Origin of the sequence: Pseudarthrobacter chlorophenolicus, assembly GCF_000962805.1 — a bacterium.
Taxonomy (GTDB): Bacteria; Actinomycetota; Actinomycetes; order Actinomycetales; family Micrococcaceae; genus Arthrobacter; species Arthrobacter chlorophenolicus_A.
The window spans coordinates 86,726-107,515 of record NZ_JZTW01000009.1 but is presented as its reverse complement, the minus strand read 5'-3'; the positions used below and the strand labels follow the sequence as shown (position 1 = coordinate 107,515).

19 protein-coding genes and 2 tRNA genes are annotated in these 20,790 nt (G+C 64.0%); 5 read left to right on the top strand and 16 right to left on the bottom strand.

The window, feature by feature from the left end; genetic code table 11:
* Window positions 1–11 precede the first annotated feature (11 nt).
* A complete protein-coding gene (gene pknB, locus UC32_RS11020; RefSeq protein WP_045731265.1) occupies window positions 12–1,958 on the top strand; it encodes a Stk1 family PASTA domain-containing Ser/Thr kinase in 1,947 nt (648 codons plus the stop codon).
* A 54-nt stretch (window positions 1,959–2,012) separates the two neighbouring features.
* On the opposite strand, the gene UC32_RS11015 is transcribed toward pknB, so the two are convergent.
* Genes UC32_RS11015 through UC32_RS11005 form a run of 3 tightly spaced genes read right to left on the bottom strand, consistent with a single transcriptional unit; the run spans window position 2,013 to window position 3,606 of the window.
* Window positions 2,013–2,654: an aminodeoxychorismate/anthranilate synthase component II gene (locus UC32_RS11015; RefSeq protein WP_045731264.1), complete on the bottom strand. Its 642-nt coding sequence runs from the start codon at window positions 2,652–2,654 to the stop codon at window positions 2,013–2,015.
* The gene (locus UC32_RS20790; protein ID WP_045731263.1) at window positions 2,651–2,821 is read right to left on the bottom strand and encodes a hypothetical protein; all 171 of its coding nucleotides are present in this window, start codon (window positions 2,819–2,821) and stop codon (window positions 2,651–2,653) included. Before UC32_RS20790 ends, UC32_RS11015 begins: the two co-directional genes overlap by 4 nt.
* A gap of 2 nt (window positions 2,822–2,823) precedes the next feature.
* Window positions 2,824–3,606: a class E sortase gene (locus tag UC32_RS11005; protein ID WP_045731262.1), complete on the bottom strand. Its 783-nt coding sequence runs from the start codon at window positions 3,604–3,606 to the stop codon at window positions 2,824–2,826.
* Window positions 3,607–3,771: 165 nt separating this feature from the next.
* On the opposite strand from UC32_RS11005, the gene UC32_RS11000 reads away from it, so the two are divergent.
* Both UC32_RS11000 and UC32_RS10995 read left to right on the top strand, forming a co-directional pair.
* Window positions 3,772–4,023 (top strand): cell division protein CrgA, encoded by a 252-nt coding sequence (locus tag UC32_RS11000; RefSeq protein ID WP_045731261.1) that lies wholly within the window; start codon window positions 3,772–3,774, stop codon window positions 4,021–4,023.
* Between the two features lie 48 nt (window positions 4,024–4,071).
* Window positions 4,072–4,680, top strand: a complete 609-nt coding sequence (locus tag UC32_RS10995; protein WP_045731260.1) for a DNA-3-methyladenine glycosylase I — start codon at window positions 4,072–4,074, stop codon at window positions 4,678–4,680.
* Between the two features lie 799 nt (window positions 4,681–5,479).
* Here UC32_RS10995 and UC32_RS10990 read toward each other — a convergent pair.
* Together UC32_RS10990 and UC32_RS10985 are read right to left on the bottom strand one after the other, a co-directional pair.
* The gene (locus tag UC32_RS10990) at window positions 5,480–6,358 is read right to left on the bottom strand and encodes a rhomboid family intramembrane serine protease (protein ID WP_045731259.1); all 879 of its coding nucleotides are present in this window, start codon (window positions 6,356–6,358) and stop codon (window positions 5,480–5,482) included.
* A 9-nt stretch (window positions 6,359–6,367) separates the two neighbouring features.
* Window positions 6,368–6,913, bottom strand: a complete 546-nt coding sequence (locus UC32_RS10985; protein WP_012630752.1) for a peptidylprolyl isomerase — start codon at window positions 6,911–6,913, stop codon at window positions 6,368–6,370.
* 155 nt (window positions 6,914–7,068) lie between these two features.
* On the opposite strand from UC32_RS10985, the gene UC32_RS10980 reads away from it, so the two are divergent.
* Window positions 7,069–8,055, top strand: coding sequence for a hypothetical protein (locus tag UC32_RS10980; RefSeq protein ID WP_045731258.1), 987 nt, complete (start codon window positions 7,069–7,071; stop codon window positions 8,053–8,055).
* Window positions 8,056–8,196: 141 nt separating this feature from the next.
* A complete protein-coding gene (locus UC32_RS10975) occupies window positions 8,197–9,072 on the top strand; it encodes a glycosyltransferase family 2 protein (protein ID WP_045731257.1) in 876 nt (291 codons plus the stop codon).
* A 17-nt stretch (window positions 9,073–9,089) separates the two neighbouring features.
* Here UC32_RS10975 and UC32_RS10970 read toward each other — a convergent pair whose 3' ends face one another.
* The 11 genes from UC32_RS10970 to dnaN form a co-directional block, all read right to left on the bottom strand.
* The gene (locus UC32_RS10970; RefSeq protein ID WP_045731256.1) at window positions 9,090–10,028 is read right to left on the bottom strand and encodes a DMT family transporter; all 939 of its coding nucleotides are present in this window, start codon (window positions 10,026–10,028) and stop codon (window positions 9,090–9,092) included.
* A 92-nt stretch (window positions 10,029–10,120) separates the two neighbouring features.
* Window positions 10,121–10,196 (bottom strand) — tRNA-Ala (locus tag UC32_RS10965).
* A 72-nt stretch (window positions 10,197–10,268) separates the two neighbouring features.
* Window positions 10,269–10,385 carry a DLW-39 family protein gene (locus UC32_RS20955; protein WP_208858419.1) on the bottom strand — a complete coding sequence of 39 codons (117 nt, stop codon included), beginning with the start codon at window positions 10,383–10,385 and terminating at the stop codon, window positions 10,269–10,271.
* A 68-nt stretch (window positions 10,386–10,453) separates the two neighbouring features.
* Window positions 10,454–10,527 (bottom strand) — tRNA-Ile (locus tag UC32_RS10960).
* Between the two features lie 98 nt (window positions 10,528–10,625).
* Complete coding sequence (locus UC32_RS10955; RefSeq protein ID WP_045731255.1) at window positions 10,626–11,294, bottom strand: DUF3566 domain-containing protein; 669 nt, start codon at window positions 11,292–11,294, stop codon at window positions 10,626–10,628.
* Window positions 11,291–13,921, bottom strand: a complete 2,631-nt coding sequence (gyrA, locus tag UC32_RS10950; protein WP_045731254.1) for a DNA gyrase subunit A — start codon at window positions 13,919–13,921, stop codon at window positions 11,291–11,293. The genes UC32_RS10955 and gyrA overlap by 4 nt, the downstream gene beginning before the upstream one ends.
* Window positions 13,922–13,974: 53 nt before the next feature.
* Window positions 13,975–16,062, bottom strand: coding sequence for a DNA topoisomerase (ATP-hydrolyzing) subunit B (gyrB, locus tag UC32_RS10945; protein ID WP_045731253.1), 2,088 nt, complete (start codon window positions 16,060–16,062; stop codon window positions 13,975–13,977).
* Between the two features lie 382 nt (window positions 16,063–16,444).
* Window positions 16,445–17,002, bottom strand: a complete 558-nt coding sequence (locus tag UC32_RS10940) for a DciA family protein (RefSeq protein ID WP_045731252.1) — start codon at window positions 17,000–17,002, stop codon at window positions 16,445–16,447.
* Window positions 16,986–18,194: a DNA replication/repair protein RecF gene (gene recF / locus UC32_RS10935; protein ID WP_045731251.1), complete on the bottom strand. Its 1,209-nt coding sequence runs from the start codon at window positions 18,192–18,194 to the stop codon at window positions 16,986–16,988. Before recF ends, UC32_RS10940 begins: the two co-directional genes overlap by 17 nt.
* Window positions 18,195–18,239: 45 nt before the next feature.
* Window positions 18,240–19,124: a phosphogluconate dehydrogenase (NAD(+)-dependent, decarboxylating) gene (gene gnd, locus UC32_RS10930; protein ID WP_045731250.1), complete on the bottom strand. Its 885-nt coding sequence runs from the start codon at window positions 19,122–19,124 to the stop codon at window positions 18,240–18,242.
* 82 nt (window positions 19,125–19,206) lie between these two features.
* Entirely contained in the window at window positions 19,207–20,331 is a 1,125-nt protein-coding gene (gene dnaN, locus UC32_RS10925; protein WP_045731249.1) for a DNA polymerase III subunit beta, read from the bottom strand.
* Window positions 20,332–20,790: the final 459 nt, after the last annotated feature.

Below are 20,790 nucleotides of genomic sequence, written 5' to 3'. Positions count from 1 at the left end.
CGGACCTGAACGTGAACGAGTCATCGCGTGCACCGCTCCACCGGGAGGACAATGTCCCGGTGGACAACAAGCGTGTCCTGAGCGGCCGCTATGAGCTGGGAGGGCTCATTGGACGCGGTGGCATGGCGGACGTCTACAGCGGTACGGACACGAGGCTCGGGCGGACGGTAGCCATCAAGATCCTGCGGCCTGATATGGCCCGGGATCCCCAGTTCCAAGCACGCTTCAAGCGTGAAGCACAGTCCGTCGCCGCGCTTAACCACTCGTCCATCGTGGCCATCTACGACACCGGTGAACAGCAGGTCCACGACGGTTCGGAGGAATCGGTCCGGCTGCCGTACATCGTGATGGAGTTCGTGGACGGCCGGACGCTGAGGGACCTCATCCGGGCCAAGGAAGTCAGCATCGGCCAGGCGATCGACTATACGCTGGGTGTTCTCGGGGCCCTCGAGTACAGCCACCGTGCAGGCATCGTCCACCGGGATATCAAGCCCGCCAACGTCATGTACTGCAAGGCAACCAATTCCATCAAGGTGATGGATTTCGGGATCGCACGCGCCATGGCAGACTCCTCGGCCACCATGACCCAGACGCAGGCCGTGGTGGGCACGGCCCAGTACCTCTCGCCGGAACAGGCCCGGGGTGAAACCGTTGATGCCCGCAGCGACCTGTACTCGGCTGCCTGCCTGCTCTACGAAATGCTGACCTCCAGGCCGCCGTTCATCGGCGACAGCCCCGTTTCCGTGGCTTACCAGCACGTCCGGGAAATCCCGGCGCCGCCCAGCAGCCTCAATCCCGAGGTCTCAGCGGCGCTCGACACCGTCATGGCCAAGGCGCTGCAAAAGAACCGCGACGACCGGTTCCAGGACGCGGCAGCCTTCCAGCGCGCCCTCCGGGCGGCCCGGTCCGGCGTCGCGGTACCCGCGGTACCGGCTTCCGAAGCCCCCACGGACCCCAATGACCATGTACCGGCACCGGACAGCCCGCCAACGGAGGCCTTCGCTGCCGCCGCGGGCGCCGGTTTCCTGGACGATGCGCCCACCGGCCGCCTCGCCGTCACGGGGGGGAACGACGGCGGCACCCGGGCACCGCTGAGCGTTGCGGACGAGCCCGGCGACGCTGAGGCCCTGCCACTGGGCCTCTCCCCGGAACGCGAGCCTTCCCCGCGGCAGAAGTCCCGGCGTCGGGCGTGGATTGCAACCCTGGTGATCTTCACCGTGCTCATCCTGGCCGGTGGCGGCCTGTGGGTTTACAGCGTGGTGAACCGGCCTGCGCCGCCCCCGCCGAAGGTAGACATCCCGGCGGTGGCCTCCATGACAGAGTCCGCAGCGCTGCAGGAGCTATACAACGCCAACTTGAAGCCGAAGATTACGCGTTCGCAAAACGACGCCGTCCCCAAGGGCATCGCGATCGGCACCGACCCGGTGTCCGGCGAGAAACTCGATCCGGGCGCAGAGGTGATCCTGAACATTTCCGAGGGCCCCAGCGCGGTGAAGATCCCGGAAACCATCCCCGGTTCGACGGAGGCCGCAGCCCGTGATGTCCTGCGCCAGGTGGGATTGGTGGGTGCGCCGTCAACCACCACGGCCAACAGCGCAACCGTGCCGGCCGGTATCGTGATCACCACCAGTCCCGCACCGGGGCAAAGTGTTGGCGTTGGCACCACCGTTGAACTGGTGGTTTCCACGGGCAAGGTGGCGGTTCCGGAGCTCCGCGGCCGCACCCGCGAGGAGGCGGAAGCAGCGCTGAAGGACCTGGGCCTGGTGCCGAATGTCGTCGAAACGGAAAACGGCCAGGTTGAGGCGGGCCGGGTGACGGACCAAAGCGACGCCGTCAATGCGGCGGTGGAGCAGGGAAAGACCATCACCATCGTGGTGGCCAAAGCACCGCCGCCACCGCCCACCGCGACTCCGACGCCGACCCCCACCTCAACGAAGGGCAACAGGGACCGGGATTAGCCGGCACCCCGGCGGGATGAGCCGGCCCAGCCGTTCATCCCGGGGATGGGCTCCTCAGTGCTGGATCAGTGGGCTCAGCTTGGCTGCCCGCGCAGCCGCCCCGGCCATTCCCAACGATTCGAGCCAGTTGCCCAGCATCTGGTAACCGCCTTCTGTCAGGACGGATTCCGGGTGGAACTGCACTCCGCACAGCGGGGCCGTGCGGTGCTGCAGCCCCATGACCACGCCGGACGCCGTCTGCGCGGTGACTTCCAGGACATCCGGAATGGACTCACGGACTGCCGCCAGGGAGTGGTAGCGCGTAGCGGTGATGGGGGAGGGGAGGCCGGTAAACACGCTGGTTCCGATGTGTTCCACCTGCGAGGTCTTGCCATGCATGAGCTCGGGGGCATGTGTCACCTTCCCGCCGAAGGCCTCTGCCAGTGCCTGGTGGCCCAGGCAAACGCCGAACATGGGGACGCTGTTTTCACCGCACCACTTGATCAGTTCAATGCAGATGCCCGCCTCGGCAGGGTTGCCGGGGCCCGGTGACACCAGGACGCCGTCACGCGCGCCGGCAAGTTCGATCGCTTCGGCGAGTGTGACGTCGTCGTTGCGGACCACTGTGGTCTCGGCGCCGAGTTCCTGGAGGTAGCCCACCAGGGTGTAGACGAAGCTGTCGTAGTTATCCACCACGAGGATCTTGGTTGTGGTCATGGCTGGCTTGCTGCACCAATCGTTGAGTCGGTGAATTGGGTGTACTCGGACATCCAGGGAAACAGGAACTGGACCATCAATACCAGTGCGGCCGCCACCAGCACCACTGCTGTGACGATCCGCAGCCAGAGCGGCCCCGGGAGGTGGCGGAAGATCCAGCCGTACATGCTCAGCCCTTCCCGATCGCTGCGGCCACCTGCGTGGCAATCTCAGCGGGCGGTCCGGCCGAGCCGGGACGCCAACTGTCCATCAGGGCGTAGGCGATGATGCGTTCCTCCGCGCCGAACCGCGGGTTGCAGCTGGTCATGGTGAGGAACCTTTCCGTGGGGGCCACGCCCTGGAGGGTGGGCACCGGGGCCAGGACGTCGGTGCGCGAAGGCATCACGATCTGGTTGTTCCGGAAAATGTAGGTGTAGTAGCCGTCCTTGGTCTGGACGTAGATCTTGTCTCCCGGCACCAGCGTGTGGATGTTGTCCAGCACCGCACCGTGGGTCTGCCGGTGGCCGGCAACGGCGAAGTTTCCTACGGCCCCCGGCATGGCCGTCGAGTCGTAGTGCCCCAGGCCAAGGGTATCCAGGACATCCTGGCTGGTTCCCTGCACAATGGGCCGTGTGTAATTAGGTCCGAACCTCGGGATGTACATGATTCCGATGGTTCCGGCGTGGCCGGGGGCGGCACCCACCACGGGCTCGCCGAAATCCTCGCCTTCTGCGGGCGGGGCCGTGGGCGCCGGAGCTGGCGCAGCGCCGAGGTCCTGGGCGAATTCCTTGATGACTTCGCTCTGTTTGGCGTCGGATTCAACGTTCGTCCACCACAGTTGCCACGCCACGAACAGCAAGAGGATCACGCCGGCGGTGATGAGCAGTTCACCAGCCACCTGTACTGCGCCGCGAAGGATGACGACGCCGGCAGTGGGCGGGGCGGCGGGCCTCGCCTTCTCCTGCAATACCACGCGTTCTCCTCGGGGGCGGTTCCAATGGGCACCGGCGGCCCGGGAACTCCGGCTAGAATTGGCTGCTAGTAAGAATTGACCAAGATCGAGCAGACCGCTGGCAATTTCCTTCTTGTAGGATATCAAGCCCCGGACGCCGTACTTGACAGCCGCCAAGGAGAGCCAGTGCCCGAGTCAAAGCCCCGTAAGAAGGCCGCCAGCACCGCAGAAAAGGCCGCACCGGACGCCTACAAGCCGAACCCGGTGTGGTTCAAGCCGGTCATGTTCGGACTGATGATCATCGGCCTGTTCTGGATCATCACGTTCTACATCAGCGAGGGTCGTTTTCCCGTGCAGCCGTGGGGCTCCTGGAACATCGTCGCCGGCTTTGGCATCGCCATCGTAGGCTTCATGATGACCACACGCTGGCGCTCCTGAACCATGCCCGCCACGCACCGCCGCAACCGTTCCTGACGAAGGCCGGCCATGTCACCGAGTGCTGACCTCATAGTGGGCGACGACGGCCTGGCGCGGCCGGCGTGGGCCTCCACGGATCCGCTGATGCGGACCTATTACGACCAGGAATGGGGCCTGCCCGTCCGGGACGAGCACGGCCTGTACGAGCGGATCTGCCTTGAGGGCTTCCAATCAGGCCTCTCCTGGGCCACCATCCTCCGGAAGCGGCCAGCGTTCCGCACCGCTTTCGCCGACTTCAACCCCGACGCCGTGGCCTTGTACACGGACGGCGACGTGGACCGCCTCATGCAGGACTCCGGCATTGTCCGGAACCGGCTGAAGATTGTTGCCACCATCAAGAATGCCCGCGCCACCATCGCCCTGCGGGAAGAGGGCGGGCTGGTGGATTTCGTCTGGGGATTCCAGCCTTCCACCACTCCGCAGCCCACGGCGTACGCGGATATCCCCACTCAGTCGGTGGAATCCGTAGCGCTGTCCAAGGCGCTCCGCCGGAAGGGGTTTGCCTTCGTTGGCCCCACCACCATGTTCGCCCTCATGGAGGCCATCGGCATGGTGGACACACACCTTGTGAATAGCCACCGGCGGGGCTCCTCGGGCGTGTGGCCGCTGCCGTCCTGAGTCCTGGGTCCCAATCCGAACCCCCCGTTGCCGGACGCCGGCAGCGGGGGTTTTGTTGTCTCCGGCGCTTTGGCCTGTGGGGAAAGTTATCCACAGTGTTGATAACGCTTGTTCCGTCCTTGGCTTGCCCCTCCAGGCCCGCGGAAGCCGGGCTTTCCGGGAAACCCGCGGCTGGGATGCAGTTATTAACACTGTGGAATACCCTGTGGATAAATCGCCGGCACCGGAGTTACCCGCCGGTACCCACAGGAACGCGGGGCTCTATCCCCAGCTCCGAGCGCTGGAACCTGAATCCGGCGGCCAGCTTGCTGGCGTTGAGCGGGACCTGGGTGTTTTCCACTTACCAACAAAGGAATACCCACAACTTATCCACAGCTGTGGATTCCGTGGAGGCTCCTGCCGCTGAATCCCCCAAACCGCGGTAATCCGGGGATTTTTCACCGTGGTCTTAGAGGTCTGTGACTTATTAACAGTGTGCAAAAGCTGTTGACGGACGGCGCTTGAGCGCTGCAAAAGTGCCAGGTAAAGCCCAATAAGCCAGAGTTATCCACAGCGGAGCCGGGAAGGTGCGGTTTTGTCCACTTAAGCACAGCCCTATCCCCAGCAGTTATCCACAGATGTGGAGAAAATTCGGCTCTGTACTGTCCCTGCCATGCCAGCAGGCGGTTTCACGGCGTCTTGGCTCCGAACTACACGCTTGTAAGTTATTAACAATGTGGATAAGGGCTGTGGATAAAGAAAACCCCCAGTCTCCACAAGGAGGCTGGGGGTTCCGGGCGTCACGCCCGCGTGGACTACATCAGATGGAGACGCGCACCCATACAGCTGCTGCGAGGAGCGCCAGGACCGCCAGCAGGCCCACGGCCTGAACCAGCCCCCGGCGCGGCCCGCGTGGCGTGTACGCGATCACGGCCGCGCACAAGGCGCCCGTGACCAGGCCGCCGAGGTGGGCCTGCCAGGCGATCTGCGGGACCAGGAAGCCGATGGCGCCGTTAATGGCGATCAGTATCCACAGCTGGCGCGTGTCCCCGCCGCGCTGGCGTTGTACCAGGAGCATGGCACCGAAGAGACCGAAGATGGCACCCGAGGCGCCTACCACTCCGTACAGGGGCTGGCCGGGAACGTAGAGGGGCGTGAGGAGCAGGTACCCCACTGAACCGCCCAAGGCAGACAGCAGGTACACCGCCAGGAAACGGACCCGGCCCAAGAGGGGCTCCAATGCCTGCCCAAAGATCCACAGCATGTACATGTTCAATGCGATGTGCAGGATGAATCCCTGGGAATGCAGGAATGCTGCCGTGAGCATCCGCCACGGCTCAAACTCGCCGTACCGCGGTTCGGCGTAAATATTTGCAAAACCCAGGCTTTGATAAACCGCGTCGTTGGGGATGATCCACTGCAGGACGTACAGCACCGCGCAGACCGCGATAATCCCGAACGTCACCATGGGCTTGCCCGTGGCAACGGCGCCGCCGTAGACCGACCGGACTTCCGGCGTCGTACGCCGTGTTTCGTTGACGCAGTCAACGCATTGGAATCCGACGGCGGCCGCCCGCTGGCAGTCGGGGCACGCGGGACGCCCGCACCGCTGGCAGCGCACGTAGGAGGGCCTGTCAGGGTGCCGGGGGCATACCGGGTCCTGGGCGGACGGCTCGGCCGACGGAATTCCGTAGCTCATGGTGCGGGATTACAGCTGTTCGATGTCGATGCTGTTGATGGTGACATCCTCCACCGGGCGGTCGCCCATGCCGGTGCGGACGCCCTCAATAGCGTCAACGACCTTCTTGGATTCGTCGTCGGCCACTTCACCGAAGATGCTGTGCTTGCCCTGCAGCCAGTCGGTGGGGATGGTGGTGATGAAGAACTGCGAACCGTTGGTGCCCTTGCCCATCTGGATGCCGGCGTTCGCCATTGCCAGCTTGTAGGGCTGGTTGAAGCTCAGTTCGGGGTGGATCTCGTCATCAAAGCGGTAGCCGGGGCCACCGGTGCCGCGGCCCAGCGGGTCGCCGGCCTGGATCATGAAGTCCTTGATGATGCGGTGGAAGATGGTTCCGTTGTACAGCGGGGTGCCGGTCTTGGCCTCGCCCGTCTCCGGGTGGGTCCAGTCCTGCTCGCCAGTGGCGAGTCCAACGAAGTTCTTGACGGTCTTGGGCGCGTGGTTGCCGAAGAGGTTTACCACGATGTCGCCGAGGCTGGTGTGGATGGTTGCTTTTGCGGTTGCGATGGCAGTCATAGGGCCCATTCTTCCATGGCGGACTATGACGTTGGCGGCCCCTGTACCAGTTCCGCGCTGGGTGAAATCCCCCTGAAATCCGCAGAGTGAATAGCCCGTGAAGTCTCAGGCACGTAGGCTAACCACAGCACCGTCATATTAATCGGGAGGTAGTTGTGAAGAAGTCTGATCGTATTGCCCGTGACCTTGAGCAGTCGGTCACCCATGCCGTGGAAAATGCCAAAGACTGGGCAACCCCCCGCGTGGAAGCCGCTGTTGACTGGGCAGTTCCCCGCCTGCAGCACGGCCTGGACACAGCATCACCCAAAATCCAGGAGGGGCTGAAGTCCGCCGCCCACAACCTTGCCGACGGCGTGGCCACCGTGACCCCGCGGCTCCAGGACGGCCTGGCGCAGCTGGCGCCCAGGATCAACGACGTTGTCGAGAGTGCATCCCCCAAGCTTCACGAGGCACTGGACAAGGCCACCCCCGTGGTCCTCAATGCCCGCGACCGCGTAGTTGTTGAATACCTGCCCAGGCTCTCGGACCAGCTCGGTGTCGCCTCTGAGGCCGTTCACCGCACGCTCGAAGGCGCTCCGGCCCGCGTTGACGCCGTCGCCCAGCGGCTTGGTGACGCCGGAATCGTTCATTCCATCCAGGAGCAGGCGCAGGCCACCGGCACCCAGCTGAAGGCAGCTGCCGCCGAGGCCGGTCGCAGCGTAGGCATCCAGCTGGCCAAGCCGGAGCCGAAGAAGAAGCGCGGCTGGCTGGTGTTCGGCGTTATCGCCGCAGCGGTCGCTGCTGGAGTTGCCGCCTGGAAGGCCTCAAAGCCCGTCGAGGATCCGTGGAAGACGCCCTCGCCCGTGACGCCCACGCCCGCCCCGGTTCCGGCCACCACGGTCAACGAGGTCAAGGAAACCACCGCCGATGCGGCCGAAAAGGCATCGGACGCGGCAGGCTCCTTCGCTGCGGCCGGCGCTGACAAGGTATCCGAGTCTGCCGATGCGGCCAAGGAAAAGGCAGAGGACGCAGCCGACAAAGCCAAGCACGTTGCCGAAGATGCAGCAGACGCTGCTCCCAAGGTGGCAACCGATGCGAAGACGGCCACCCGCAACATCGCCAACAGCATCCACAACGGGGATAAGGGCACCACGCAGGCCTGATCCCGGTCCAGCACGTCCACAGCAGGGGTCCCGTTCTTCGGAACGGGACCCCTGCTGCTGTTTTCCCAGGCCGTCACGCCGTTTGGGAGAGGTGCCGGCCGGCTCCCGGGCGGGAAAGGCAGCAATGCTAGATTTGGACTGATGTCAGCCGATCAATCCTCTGGGGATCCCTTGAACGACGCAGCCGAGTTGCCCCGCGTGTCCGTTGTGATCCCGGCGTACAACGAGGAGAGCGTCATCCGGCAGTGCCTCATCGCTGCCATCTACCAGTCCGTGCCCGCGCACGAGATCATCGTGGTGGACAACCTCTCAACGGACCGGACCGCCGCCATTGTCCGGCAGATGCAGCTGGAGTACCCGGAAAGTCCCATCCTGCTGCTGACCCAGGACAGCGAGCAGGGCCTCATCCCCACCCGGAACTTCGGCCTCGACCACGCCACCGGGGACGTCCTCGGCCGGATCGACGCGGACTCGGTGGTGGAGCCGGATTGGGTGGAACAGGTCCAGAAGGCATTTCAGGACCCATCGGTGCAGGCCGCCACAGGCCCGGTGGTCTATTACGACATGCCCATGCGGCGCTTCGGACTGAAGGCCGACGACAAGATGCGCCAGCTCATGCTGAAATTGGCGAAGCAGCAGTACCACTTCCTGTTCGGCTCCAACATGGCACTGCGGTCCACCGCGTGGAACACTATCCGTGCCGAAACGTGCCGGGATGAGAAAGATGAGATGCATGAGGACATCGACTTGTCCCTCCACCTGGCCGAGCACGACCTGAAGGTCCAATACTGGCCGCAGATGGTGTCCGGGATGTCCGCACGCAGGCTCGAGGACTCCCCGCGGGACTATCGCTATTACGTCACCCGGTTCGACCGCACGTACAAGGCGCACAACGTTAAAAAGATGGCGCTGAAGGCGCCCATGGTGGTCTTCTTTTCGGTCTACTTTCCCGCCAAGCTGCTGCGGGCCATCCACACGGTCAACACGGCCCAGCCGGTCCGGCGCGGCGGCCAGTAGCCTGCCTTCGCAGGCCCCTAGTCCGTACCGAGCTCCGCGATCCGGTCCGACGCCGGCTCGTCGCCGGGTGCCTTGCTCCGGAGCCGTGCCCTTCCGGACCTTTGCCCGGCCACCACGACGGCGAGCCCCACCATGATCAGGCCCAGCCCGGCGTAAGTCCCCGCCGGCAGGGTCTCACCAAGGAACACAGAGGCCAGGAGGGCTGCACCGGGAATCTCCAGGAGGATGATCATGGAGACCAGCAGCGGGCTCATGGTCGCCAGGAGGTGGTTGAAGGCGGTATGCCCCACCAGTTGGGCGCACACCGTGATGGCGAGGATCCCCAGCCAGCCTCCGGCGTCGAACCCGGCGAGCGGCTGCCCGGTGGCCAGGGCGAGCACCGCCACCAGGGCAGCACACATGCCGTAGCAGAGCGCCGTGTAGGTGCCGGTGGTCATGCTTTGCCGGGCCTTGCCGCCCGCTAGTGTGTACAGCCCCGCCAAGGCTCCGCCGGCCAGCGCCAGCATGTCACCCAGCAGCGCCTCAGGCGACGATCCCATGTCGAATCCTGTGATGGCGACGACCCCGCCGAAAGCGATCCCCAGCCCTGCAAGCACCTGCCAGCGGTGCCGGGTGCCGCGCAGCAGCTGGAAAATGGCAATCCAGGCCGACTGCAGGCAAACGAGCGCCGTAGCGGCGGCCACGGACGTGAGCTGGAGGGACGTGATGAAGCAGGCGAAGTGCAGGGCGAGGGCGACGGCGGCAAGAAGGGACCAGCGGAACTCGCGTCCGGTGATGCTGCCGAACCTGCGCGGCTCTCGGACCAGGGTGGGACCTGCCATCACCACCGCTGCGATGGCGTTGCGCCAGAAGGCAATGGCCAGGGCACTGACGCTGGTGGCCCCAAGGGTGGCTGCGATCAGCGGCCCGGACGATGCAACGCCCAGGACACCCATGGCTGCAATGAACAGGGTCACCGCACTACCCCCTCACGCTATGGCCATCACCGGAAATAAGGCTGACAAAGCAAAAGTCCCGGTCCGCATTTCCGCGGACCGGGACTTTCTTATGGTGGAGGCACGGGGACTCGAACCCCGAACCCCCTGCTTGCAAAGCAGGTGCGCTACCAATTGCGCCATGCCCCCATAAGAAGCAACCCGTCAATCATACCCTAGAACCGCGGAGCCTTTGACCAGCTCCCGGACCGGGTGTCCGGCCTAGTTCACCGTGTCGGTGGACTTGCTCCAGACATCTTTCCGGGCTTCGGATTCCTGTGCTTTCCGGTAGAGCAGGACGCCTGCGATCGCCGCTGCCAGTACAAGCAACTTCTTCACATGCTCCCCGTTCCGGCCTGCTGCAGTGTTCCGCAAACAAACCTCAACTTGAACCTGCACAGGTTCCGTGGGCGTACCAGGACTTGAACCTGGGACCTCTTCGTTATCAGCGAAGCGCTCTAACCGCCTGAGCTATACGCCCCGATGCCTCATCGGGCCGAGACATGACTTTACAGCACATCCCGGCCCGATCTCAAATCGGGCTCTTCCACCGGCTCCGGGGCCGGTGGAAGCGGTGTCCTAATCGTCGGTGAGGGTCACGCCGATGCCGCCCACCAGGGTGGCAGAGATGTTGTAGAGGACAGCCGAGAGCATGGACAACGCGGTCAGCAGGACCACGTTCACCACGGCGATGATCGTGGCGAAGGAGGCTACCTGGCCCAGTGAGGCCACCTTCTTCAGTTCGAAGCCGCCGCCCTCGGAACCTGCCAGCGTGCCGAGCAGGCTGTCCACCTGGTCGAAGATGCCCGTGAGATCCAGGACGGTCCACAGCACGATGGCTGCCACGACCGTGACGATTCCCAGGGCTACAGACAACAGGAACGCCATCTTCAGGACGGACCAAGGGTCTACCTTACTGATGAGCAGGCGGGCACGGCGTGCCTTGGCCTTCGGCGCCGGCTTCACGAGCCCCGGACCGCCCTGGCCCGGGGCACCCTGCGGGCGCGGTCCGGCAGAGGCGGGGCGTTGTCCCTGGGCCGGACGCTGGCCGGGCTGGCCCTGCTGGCTTCCCTGGCCGGGCTGGGACGGACGCTGGCCGGGAACCGAAGGACGCTGGCCCGGAGCACCCGCGGGCGCGGAAGGCCGCTGCTGCGGACGGACAGGGGCATTCACCCGGGGTGCCGCCGAGGGCCGGTTGCCATCGGGAACGGTGCTGTTCGGCTTGGGAAATGAGTCGGAATTACTCACTCGGTTACCTCCGTGTTGTCGTCGTTCGGCTCAGCGTCGCCCGAGGCGTCCTCTGACTCAAAGGCCGGTGATTCTTCAGCCAACGTTACGTCATCCTCCGCTGATTCTTCGTCCTCGAGACCACGTTCGCTGTTGCGGGCAACCTCGATGATGCGGTCGTTCTTATCCGGCTTGGCAAAGATGACGCCCATGGTGTCGCGTCCCTTTGCAGGGACTCCGGCGACGGAGGAACGGACAACCTTGCCGCCCTCCATGACCACCAGGACTTCGTCCTCTTCCTGGACAATCAGGGCGCCCACGAGGTGGCCGCGTTCTTCCTGGTACTTGCCCACTTTGATACCCAGGCCGCCGCGGCCCTGGAGGCGGTATTCCTCCACGGCAGTGCGCTTGGCGTAGCCGCCTTCGGTCACGATGAACACGAAGGACCCGTCGGTGACCACATCGGCGGCCAGCAGCTCATCATCCTCACGGAACTTCATGCCGGTAACGCCGGAAGTGGCACGCCCCATGGGACGCAGGGCGTCGTCGGTGGCGGTGAAGCGGATGGACTGGCCCATGCGGGATACCAGGAACAGGTCGTCGGTTTCCGAGACCAGCTGGGCGGAGACCAGTTCGTCTTCGTCCCGCAGGTTGATGGCGATGACACCGGCGGAACGGTTGGTGTCGTAGTCCTCCAACCTGGTCTTCTTGACCAGCCCGCGCTTGGTGGCGAGCACCAGGTAAGGCGACTGCTGGTAGTCCTTCAGGTCCAGCACCTGGGCGATGTGTTCGTCGGGCTGGAAAGCCAGCAGGTTGGCCACGTGCTGGCCCTTGGCATCACGGCCGGCTTCCATCAGCTCATAAGCCTTGGCGCGGTAAACGCGGCCCAGGTTGGTGAAGAACAGGAGCCAGTGGTGAGTGGTGGTGACGAAGAAGTGTTCCACCACGTCGTCGCCGCGCAGCTGGGCACCCTTGATGCCCTTGCCGCCGCGCTGCTGGGACCGGTAGTTGTCGCTCCGCGTCCGCTTGACGTAGCCGCCGCGGGTGATGGTGACCACCATCTCCTCTTCGGGGATGAGGTCCTCCATGGACATGTCACCGTCAAAGCCCATCAGGATCTTGGTGCGGCGGTCATCGCCGTGCTTGTCCACGATTTCGCCCAGCTCGGTGCTGATGATCCCGCGCTGGCGCTCTTCAGAAGCGAGGATCGCGTTGTATTCGGCGATCAGGGCCTCAAGTTCGGCGTGCCTGTCCTGGATCTTCTGGCGTTCCAGGGCTGCAAGGCGGCGCAGCTGCATGTCCAGGATGGCCCGGGCCTGCAGTTCGTCAATGTCGAGCAGCTCCATCAGGCCGTCGCGGGCTGCTTCGGTGGTGTTGGATGCGCGGATCAGGGCGATGACCTCATCCAACATGTCCAATGCCTTCAGCAGCGCCCGCAGGATGTGCGCTTCTTCTTCCGCCTTGCGCAGGCGGTAGCGGGTCCGGCGTGCAATGACGTCCATCTGGTGGGTGACCCAGTGCCGGATGAAGGCATCCAGGCTCAGGGTGCGCGGAACACCGTCCACAATGGCCAGCATGTTGGCCGAGAAGTTGCTCTGCAGTTCCGTGTGCTTGTAAAGGTTGTTCAGCACAACCTTGGCCACGGCATCGCGCTTGAGGACGATGACCAGGCGCTGGCCGGTACGTCCCGACGTCTCATCGCGGAGGTCGGCAATGCCTTGGATCTTGCCGTCCTTGACCAGTTCGGCAATCTTGATGGCCAGGTTGTCCGGGTTTGCCTGGTATGGCAGTTCGGTGACCACCAGGCAGGTGCGGTTCTGCAGCTCTTCGACGTTGACCACGGCACGCATGGTGACCGAGCCACGGCCGGTACGGTACGCATCCTCGATGCCCTTGTGGCCCAGGATGGTGGCACCGGTGGGGAAATCGGGTCCCTTTACGCGGCGGAGGAGTTCCTCCAGCAGTTCCTCGCGGGTTGCCGCCGGATTGGCAAGGTACCACTGCACGCCGTCCGCCACTTCGCGCAGGTTGTGCGGTGGAATGTTGGTGGCCATACCGACGGCGATGCCCGAGGACCCGTTGACCAGCAGGTTGGGGAAACGGGCCGGCAAGATGGTGGGTTCCTGGTTCTTGCCGTCGTAGTTGTCCTGGAAGTCGACGGTCTCCTCGTCGATGTCCCGCACCATTTCCATGGCCAGGGGGGCCATCTTGGTTTCGGTGTAACGGGGGGCGGCTGCGCCATCGTTGCCCGGCGAGCCGAAGTTGCCCTGGCCGAGGGCCAGCGGGTACCGCATGGTCCAGTCCTGGATGAGGCGTACCAGGGCGTCGTAGATCGCAGTGTCACCGTGCGGGTGGTACTGGCCCATGACCTCGCCCACCACGCGGGCACACTTGTTGAACGAACGGTCGGGCCGGTAGCCGCCGTCGAACATCGCGTAGAGAACGCGGCGGTGCACGGGCTTGAGTCCGTCCCGGACGTCCGGGAGGGCTCGTCCCACGATGACGGCCATGGCGTAGTCCAGGTAGGACCGCTGCATTTCCGTCTGCAGATCCACCTGCTCCACGCGGTCGATCAGCACATCGCCTTCAAGAACGGTCTCCGGATTCCCGGCCTCGGGGGCCGGGTTCTCGGGTGTTTCGTCGCTCATTTTGTTTTTTCCGTTTCAGGTATATGTCGGTTATCGAATATAGGAGCTATGTCCTAGATATCGAGGAACCTGACGTCCTTGGCGTTCTGCTGGATGAAGTTGCGCCGTGACTCCACGTCTTCGCCCATCAGGACCGAGAAGATCTGGTCGGCGGCGAGGGCGTCGTCCATGGTGACCTGGAGCAGGGTCCGGTTGTCCGGGTCCATGGTGGTGTCCCACAGTTCCGTGTAGTCCATTTCACCGAGGCCCTTGTAGCGCTGGATGCCGTTGTCTTTGGGGATGCGGCGGCCTGCTGCCTGGCCGGAGACCAGTTTGGCGTCGCGTTCGCGGTCGCTGTAGACGTAGTCGTGCGGGGCGTTGGACCACTTGATGCGGTACAGCGGGGGCTGGGCAAGGTAGACGTAGCCGTTTTCGATCAGGGGCCGCATGTAGCGAAACAGCAGCGTCATCAGCAGTGTGGTGATGTGCTGGCCGTCAACGTCGGCATCGGCCATCAGCACGATCTTGTGGTACCGCAGCTTGGCGAGGTCGAAGTCCTCGCCAATGCCCGTGCCGAAGGCAGTGATCATGGACTGCACTTCGGCGTTGCCAAGGGCTTTATCCAGGCGCGCGCGTTCAACGTTGAGGATCTTTCCGCGCAACGGAAGGATTGCCTGCGTCTCGGGGTTCCGGCCGCGCTTGGCGGAACCGCCTGCAGAGTCACCCTCCACAATGTAGACCTCGCACTTTTCCGGATCCTTGGACGAGCAATCGGAGAGCTTTCCGGGCATGCCGAAGGATTCCAACGGACTCTTCCGGCGTGCGTTGTCGCGGGCCTTTCGTGCTGCCATGCGTGCCTGGGCGGCTGAAATGGCCTTCCGGATGACATCGCGGGCGGGGCCGGGGTTGCGTTCCAGCCAGTCGCCCAGGCCGTCCGTCACTACTCGCTGGACGAAGCCCTTGACCTCGGAGTTGCCAAGCTTCGTCTTGGTCTGGCCTTCGAACTGCGGTTCGGAGAGCTTCACCGAAATAACGGCGGTCAGACCCTCACGGATGTCGTCGCCGGTGAGGTTGTCGTCCTTTTCCTTGATGATGCCCTTTTCCCGGGCGTATCGGTTGACCAGGGACGTCATGGCCGCGCGGAAACCCTCTTCGTGGGTGCCGCCTTCGTGGGTGTTGATGGTATTCGCGTAGGTGTGGACGCTCTCGGAGTAGGCGTTCGTCCACTGCATCGCCATTTCCAGGGCGATCTTGCGGTCCTTGTCCTCCGTTTCGAAGGCGATGACGTCCTCGTGGACCACATCGACCTTCTTGCCGGAGTTCAGGTGCTTGACGTAGTCCAGCAGGCCTTCGTCGTACTGGTACACCACGGTGCGGTGCTCGGCGCTGATCTCGCCTTCGGTGACCATGCCGTCCAGGTCCGGATCGGCGTCGGACTCGTCCTGGGTAGCCACGCGCTCATCGGTGAGGGTGATGCGCAGGCCCTTATTGAGGAAGGCCATCTGCTGGAAGCGTGCGCGGAGGGTTTCGAAATCGAACTCGGTGGTTTCGAAGATCTCTGCATCGGGGTAGAAGGTCTGTGTGGTGCCGGTGCGTTCCGTTTCCTCACCCTGGACCAGGCTGCCCTGGGGCTTGCCACCGTTGGCAAAGGACATCCGCCAAACATGCCCCTGACGGCGGACCTCTGTATCCACCCGGCTGGACAGGGCGTTCACCACGGAGATGCCAACACCGTGGAGGCCGCCGGACACTGCATAACCGCCGCCACCGAACTTACCGCCGGCGTGCAGGATAGTCATGACCACTTCAACCGTTGGCTTGTGCTCGGTGGGGTGCATGTCCACAGGAATACCGCGGCCGTCATCGACCACCTTGACGCCCCCGTCGGCCTGCAGGACTACCTCGATGTGGGTGCAGTAGCCGGCCAGTGCCTCATCGACCGAGTTGTCCACCACTTCGTACACCAGGTGGTGCAGGCCGCGGGGACCGGTGGAACCGATATACATACCGGGGCGTTTGCGCACCGCTTCCAGGCCTTCGAGGACAGTAATGTCGCTGGCGCCGTACTCCCGTGGGGTGGCCGCTTCCGCTGGTGCGTCAGGACCGCCGGCATCACCGGCTGCGGGGTCAACTGCCAGAATATCTGTATTGTCGTTAGCCACAGGCGCTGTCGACTCCTCGTTCTCGATGATGGCCGGCCGGTTCCTCCCTGGGTAAATACAGGAAGTCACCTGCCAACAGGCACAAACTTATGGCGCCGGTGACTTGTTGACGTTGTGGGGAACCGCAGACCGCGGACCGGAGTGCGCGGAAAACGGACTCAGTCAACGTCTCACCCGCGCCCAGTTATCTGCAACAATTCTACCGCGAAGCGCCGCATATCCCCGCATTCCAGGGGCGTGGACGCGGTGCCGTGTGGCCATGGCAGGCCGCTGGCCCCGCCTAGGGCGCCCTAATGGAACTGCCTCTTGGTGCCTATACAGGCTCCAGCCCTTGCAGGCGCCTACACGGCCGCAGGCCGATTATCAAGGGATTGCCGCCGGGCTATCCGTAGGTATCCCTCGGTCCGCGGCCACTGACACTTCTTCCGCCCTTGCGCCAGCTGGGCGCCGAAGGACCCAGAACCTGGATGCTGGTAACCACGCCCTCGCCCAGTTCGACCCTGAATTTCTCCAGCAGGCTGGCACTGAGAAGCCGCAGCTGGGTTGCCCAGGCGGTCGAATCGCACCTCACGTGCAGGGTGGTGTCGGTAAAGCTTTCCGGAGTGCAATGTGCCGAGATTTCCGGACCCACGAGGGTGGCCCATTCGGCCATGACGGAACCAACAGCCACGGGCGATGTCCAGCCCCGCTCGGCCACCAGCCGCCCCACCACCTTGCCGAGCCCCAATGGATCGCGGCCTGTGGCATGGAACTGGCTGAAGCCGCGGGTGTCCCGGATGCTGCCCCGGGTCTTTTGTTGTCCGGGCCGCTGTGCCTTACGGCGGATTTCTCCGCGGGCGGCCGCGGCTTCGCGCATCCGGTTGAGCGCGGCCTGCGGAGCATCGATCTGGTCGGGATCCCGTCCGGGCTGCAGCCCGCCGGCATCACTCTCCCTGCTCATCAATGCCTCCCGGGACCACTTTCACCCGCCGTCCGGACAGTTCCTCCGGGATATCGGCGTCGACGGCGGCGGTCACCAGGACCTGTTCCGCGCCGGAAACTATAGCGGCCAGTTTACGCCGCCGCTGGACGTCCAGCTCGGCAAAAACATCGTCAAGGATCAGGATGGGAGCGGAGCCGCCGGTGCGGGCATCGTCGAGCATGACGTAATAGGACGCCAGCCTTAGGGAAAGGCACATGGACCAGGTTTCGCCATGGGATGCATAACCCTTGGCTGGTGCCTGTCCAAGCACCAGTTCAAGATCGTCGCGGTGCGGGCCCACCAGGGAGATGCCTCGCTCAAGCTCCTTTTTCCGTGATTCGCCGAACGCGCGGATATACCTTTGGGTCAGCTCCTCAATGCTGAGGCCGCGGAGGTCTTCGGCAGCGGCAGTGTCCCCCGGCGCCGGCCGGCCCGTGGCACCCAACGATGCGCCGTCGTCGTCCATCTGGTTCTGCAGGGTGGAGCGGTAGGTCGCGTCAGCCGGCTTGGACGCGTCGGTGAGCTCCGCATAGGCGCGGGCAAGGTGGGGCCGGAGAAGTTCCACCAGTTCGAGCCGTGCGTGGAGGAGCTCCGCACCGGCCTTCGCCATGTGCTGGTCCCACACATCGAGGGTGGCTTCGTGGGCGGCGGTCACCCTCCCGGCGCGGGCCGATTTCAGCAGTGCGTTGCGCTGTTTCAGCACGCGGTCGTAATCGCTGCGGGTTGCGGCGTGGTGTGGGACCAGGCTGGCAAGCAGCTCGTCAAGGAACCTGCGGCGGTTGGATGGATCCCCCTTGACCAAGGCAAGGTCTTCGGGTGCAAAGAGCACCGTCTGGCAGATGCCCAGCAGGTCCCGCGCCCGGACCGGGTTGCTGCGGTTGATGCGGCCGCGGTTGGCCCTGCCGGCATTGATTTCCAGTTCCAGCACGGTGGTCTGGCCATTGCGCACCAGCCTCGCCCGCACCAGTGCGCGTTCGGTGCCAAAACGCAGGAGGGGGCCGTCCGAACTGACCCGGTGGGAGCTGAGCGTGGCCAGGTACCCGATGGCCTCCATCAGGTTGGTTTTGCCGATGCCGTTGTAGCCCACCAATACGGTGACGCCGGGGCTGAGGGCAAGGTCCACCTGGGCGTAGCTGCGGAAATCGGTCAGGGAGAGGTGTTCCAGATACACGCGGGCTTCGACAATTCTGGGGACATCGGCGGTCCCCGGTGGGTGCTACTTGGCGGGACGGGTGGCGTGCCCGCCAAACTGGTGCCGGAGTGCGGACACCATCTTCATGGCAGGTGAGCTGTCCTCACGGGACTCAAAACGAGCGAAAAGCGCTGCGGTGATCGCGGGTGCCGGGATGGCGTTGGCGATGGCTTCCTCCACGGTCCAGCGGCCCTCGCCGGAGTCCTCCACATAGTCATCGATGTTCTGCAGGCCAGGGTCTTCTTTCAGGGCCTTGACCAGCAGGTCGAGCAGCCACGACCGGACCACCGTACCTTTTTGCCAGGCGCGGAAAGTGCCGGGAAGGTCGCTGATGATGTCCTTCGAAGCGAGCAGCTGGTATCCCTCGGCGTACGCCTGCATCAGGCCATACTCGATGCCGTTGTGGACCATCTTGGCGTAATGGCCCGCGCCGACGCCGCCCACATGGACGAAGCTGTCCGCACGGTCGCCCTCCGGGCGCAAGGCATCGAAGACGGGCAGGGCAAGTTCCACATCCGCAGCGTCGCCGCCGGCCATCAGGCCATAGCCGTTCTGCAGCCCCCAGACGCCGCCGGACACACCGCAATCCACGAACCGGATGCCTTTTCCGGCGAGGAGTTCACCGTGTCTCTGGTCCTCAGTGAAGCGTGAGTTTCCACCGTCAATCACCAGGTCGCCCTGGTCCAGCTTGTCTGAGAGTTCGGTGATGACAGCATCCGTGACCGCTCCGGCGGGAACCATCACCCAAATCAGCCGCGGTGCGGGAACGGCTGCAAGGAGATCGTCAACGGTAGCCACGTCGGTCACATCGGGGTTCCGGTCGTAACCCGTGACGTCGATGCCTCCATTGCGCAGCCGCTCACGCATGTTGAATCCCATTTTGCCGAGGCCGATCAGTCCAATGTGCATGGTGAACTCTTTTCTGCGCTGGTTGGGAAGGGGTTGCTCAACTGGGTTGATCCCGCGCCGCGAGGGTGGCGGTGGGTGGGGCCTAGTTGGGGAGTCGGACCGGCATCACCAGGTACCGGTAATCATCCTGGTCCTCGCCGTCAGCGTCAGCCTGGGCGGTGATCATGGCGGGCTTGGGCGCTGACGTGAACGAGAACCGCACAAACTTGGTTTCGATCACGCTGAGGCCTTCCACCAGGTAGTGGGGGTTGAACGCCACCGTGATGTCGTCTCCGGAGAGCTGTGCTTCGAGCTCCTCAGACGCCTGGGCATCTTCGCCGGTGCCGGCGTCCAGGTTCAGCAACCCGGCAGTAAACGCCAGGCGGACCGGGGTGTTGCGCTCAGCCACCAGCGACACACGGCGGACAGCTTCCACCAGTTCCTGGGTCTGGACGGTGGCGTGAATGGGGGTCGACTCCGGAAAAAGCGACCGGATCTTGGGGTAATCGCCGTCAACCAGCAGGGATGTGGTGGTGCGTCCCCCGCTTTCAAAGCCAATCAGGCGCGTGTCGTCATCGGACAGCGCCAGGCTGATGTCGCCACTGTTGCCCAGTGTTTTGGCTACTTCGTTGAGGGTTTTGGCCTTGACCAGCGCACTGGTGGAGACGCCCGGAGTGACGGGTTTCCACGGCACCTCGCGCATCGCAAGGCGGTAGCGGTCGGTGGCCAGGAGGGTGATGAGGTCATCTTCGATTTCCATGCGCACACCGGTGAGGATGGGCAGGGTGTCGTCCTTGCTGGCGGCAATAATCACCTGGGAAACGGCCTGTGCGAACGCATCACCGGGAACGGTGCCGCTGATGGCGGGAAGCGCCGGAAGCGGCGGGTATTCGGCCTCAGGCATGGTGGCGAGGTGGAAGCTGCTTCGGCGGCAGGTAAGCGTGACCTTGTTGCCGTCGGTTTCGACGTCGACTGGTGCCGACGGCAGGCTGCGGCAGATGTCCGCGAGGAGGCGGCCCGATACCAGGATGGTGCCTTCATCACGGATGTCGGCAGCGATCTCAAGGCGCGCCGATGTTTCGTAATCGAAGCTCGAAAGGCTGACGGTTCCGGCTTCTGCCTTGAGGAGCAGGCCGGAGAGAACTGGCACTGGCGGCCGCGGAGACAACGAGCGGGCTGTCCAGGTAACGGCTTCTGCCAGGACGTCCCGATCGACTCTGAACTTCACGGAGGGATGCCGCCTTTCATTGCTGCTGCCAAGTAGGCCGGAACCTCCGCAGGGGTGGTTCCGGAAAATGATGCACCCGATTCCGGCAGGTGCATGGTCCGCGCTGAACGGAAACCACACAAAAACCCGGGGATGGGAGCGCTGCTGACAGCTTAGCCGGAAGATCCGGGATTAACCCATCCCCCAAAACCTCGCCGGCCCCTTCAGGGGCCGATGGTCCCCGGATGATGCGAGGGGAAGGATCTTGTTGTTTGAGGGATTTTCAATTTTTTGGGATTCGTAGTGTTAATAACTGCTGTGGAAACTGTGGATAACCCCGTTTCGCGGCGGAGATCCGCGGTTAAGCCCTGTTCACGGACTGTGAGTTAACTGGGTTTTAAACAGGGTGTGGATGGGGACAACCCAGAGGCCGTTTTTTAACGATCCACAGACGCCTTAAGGGTTTTAAGCCCATTAAGC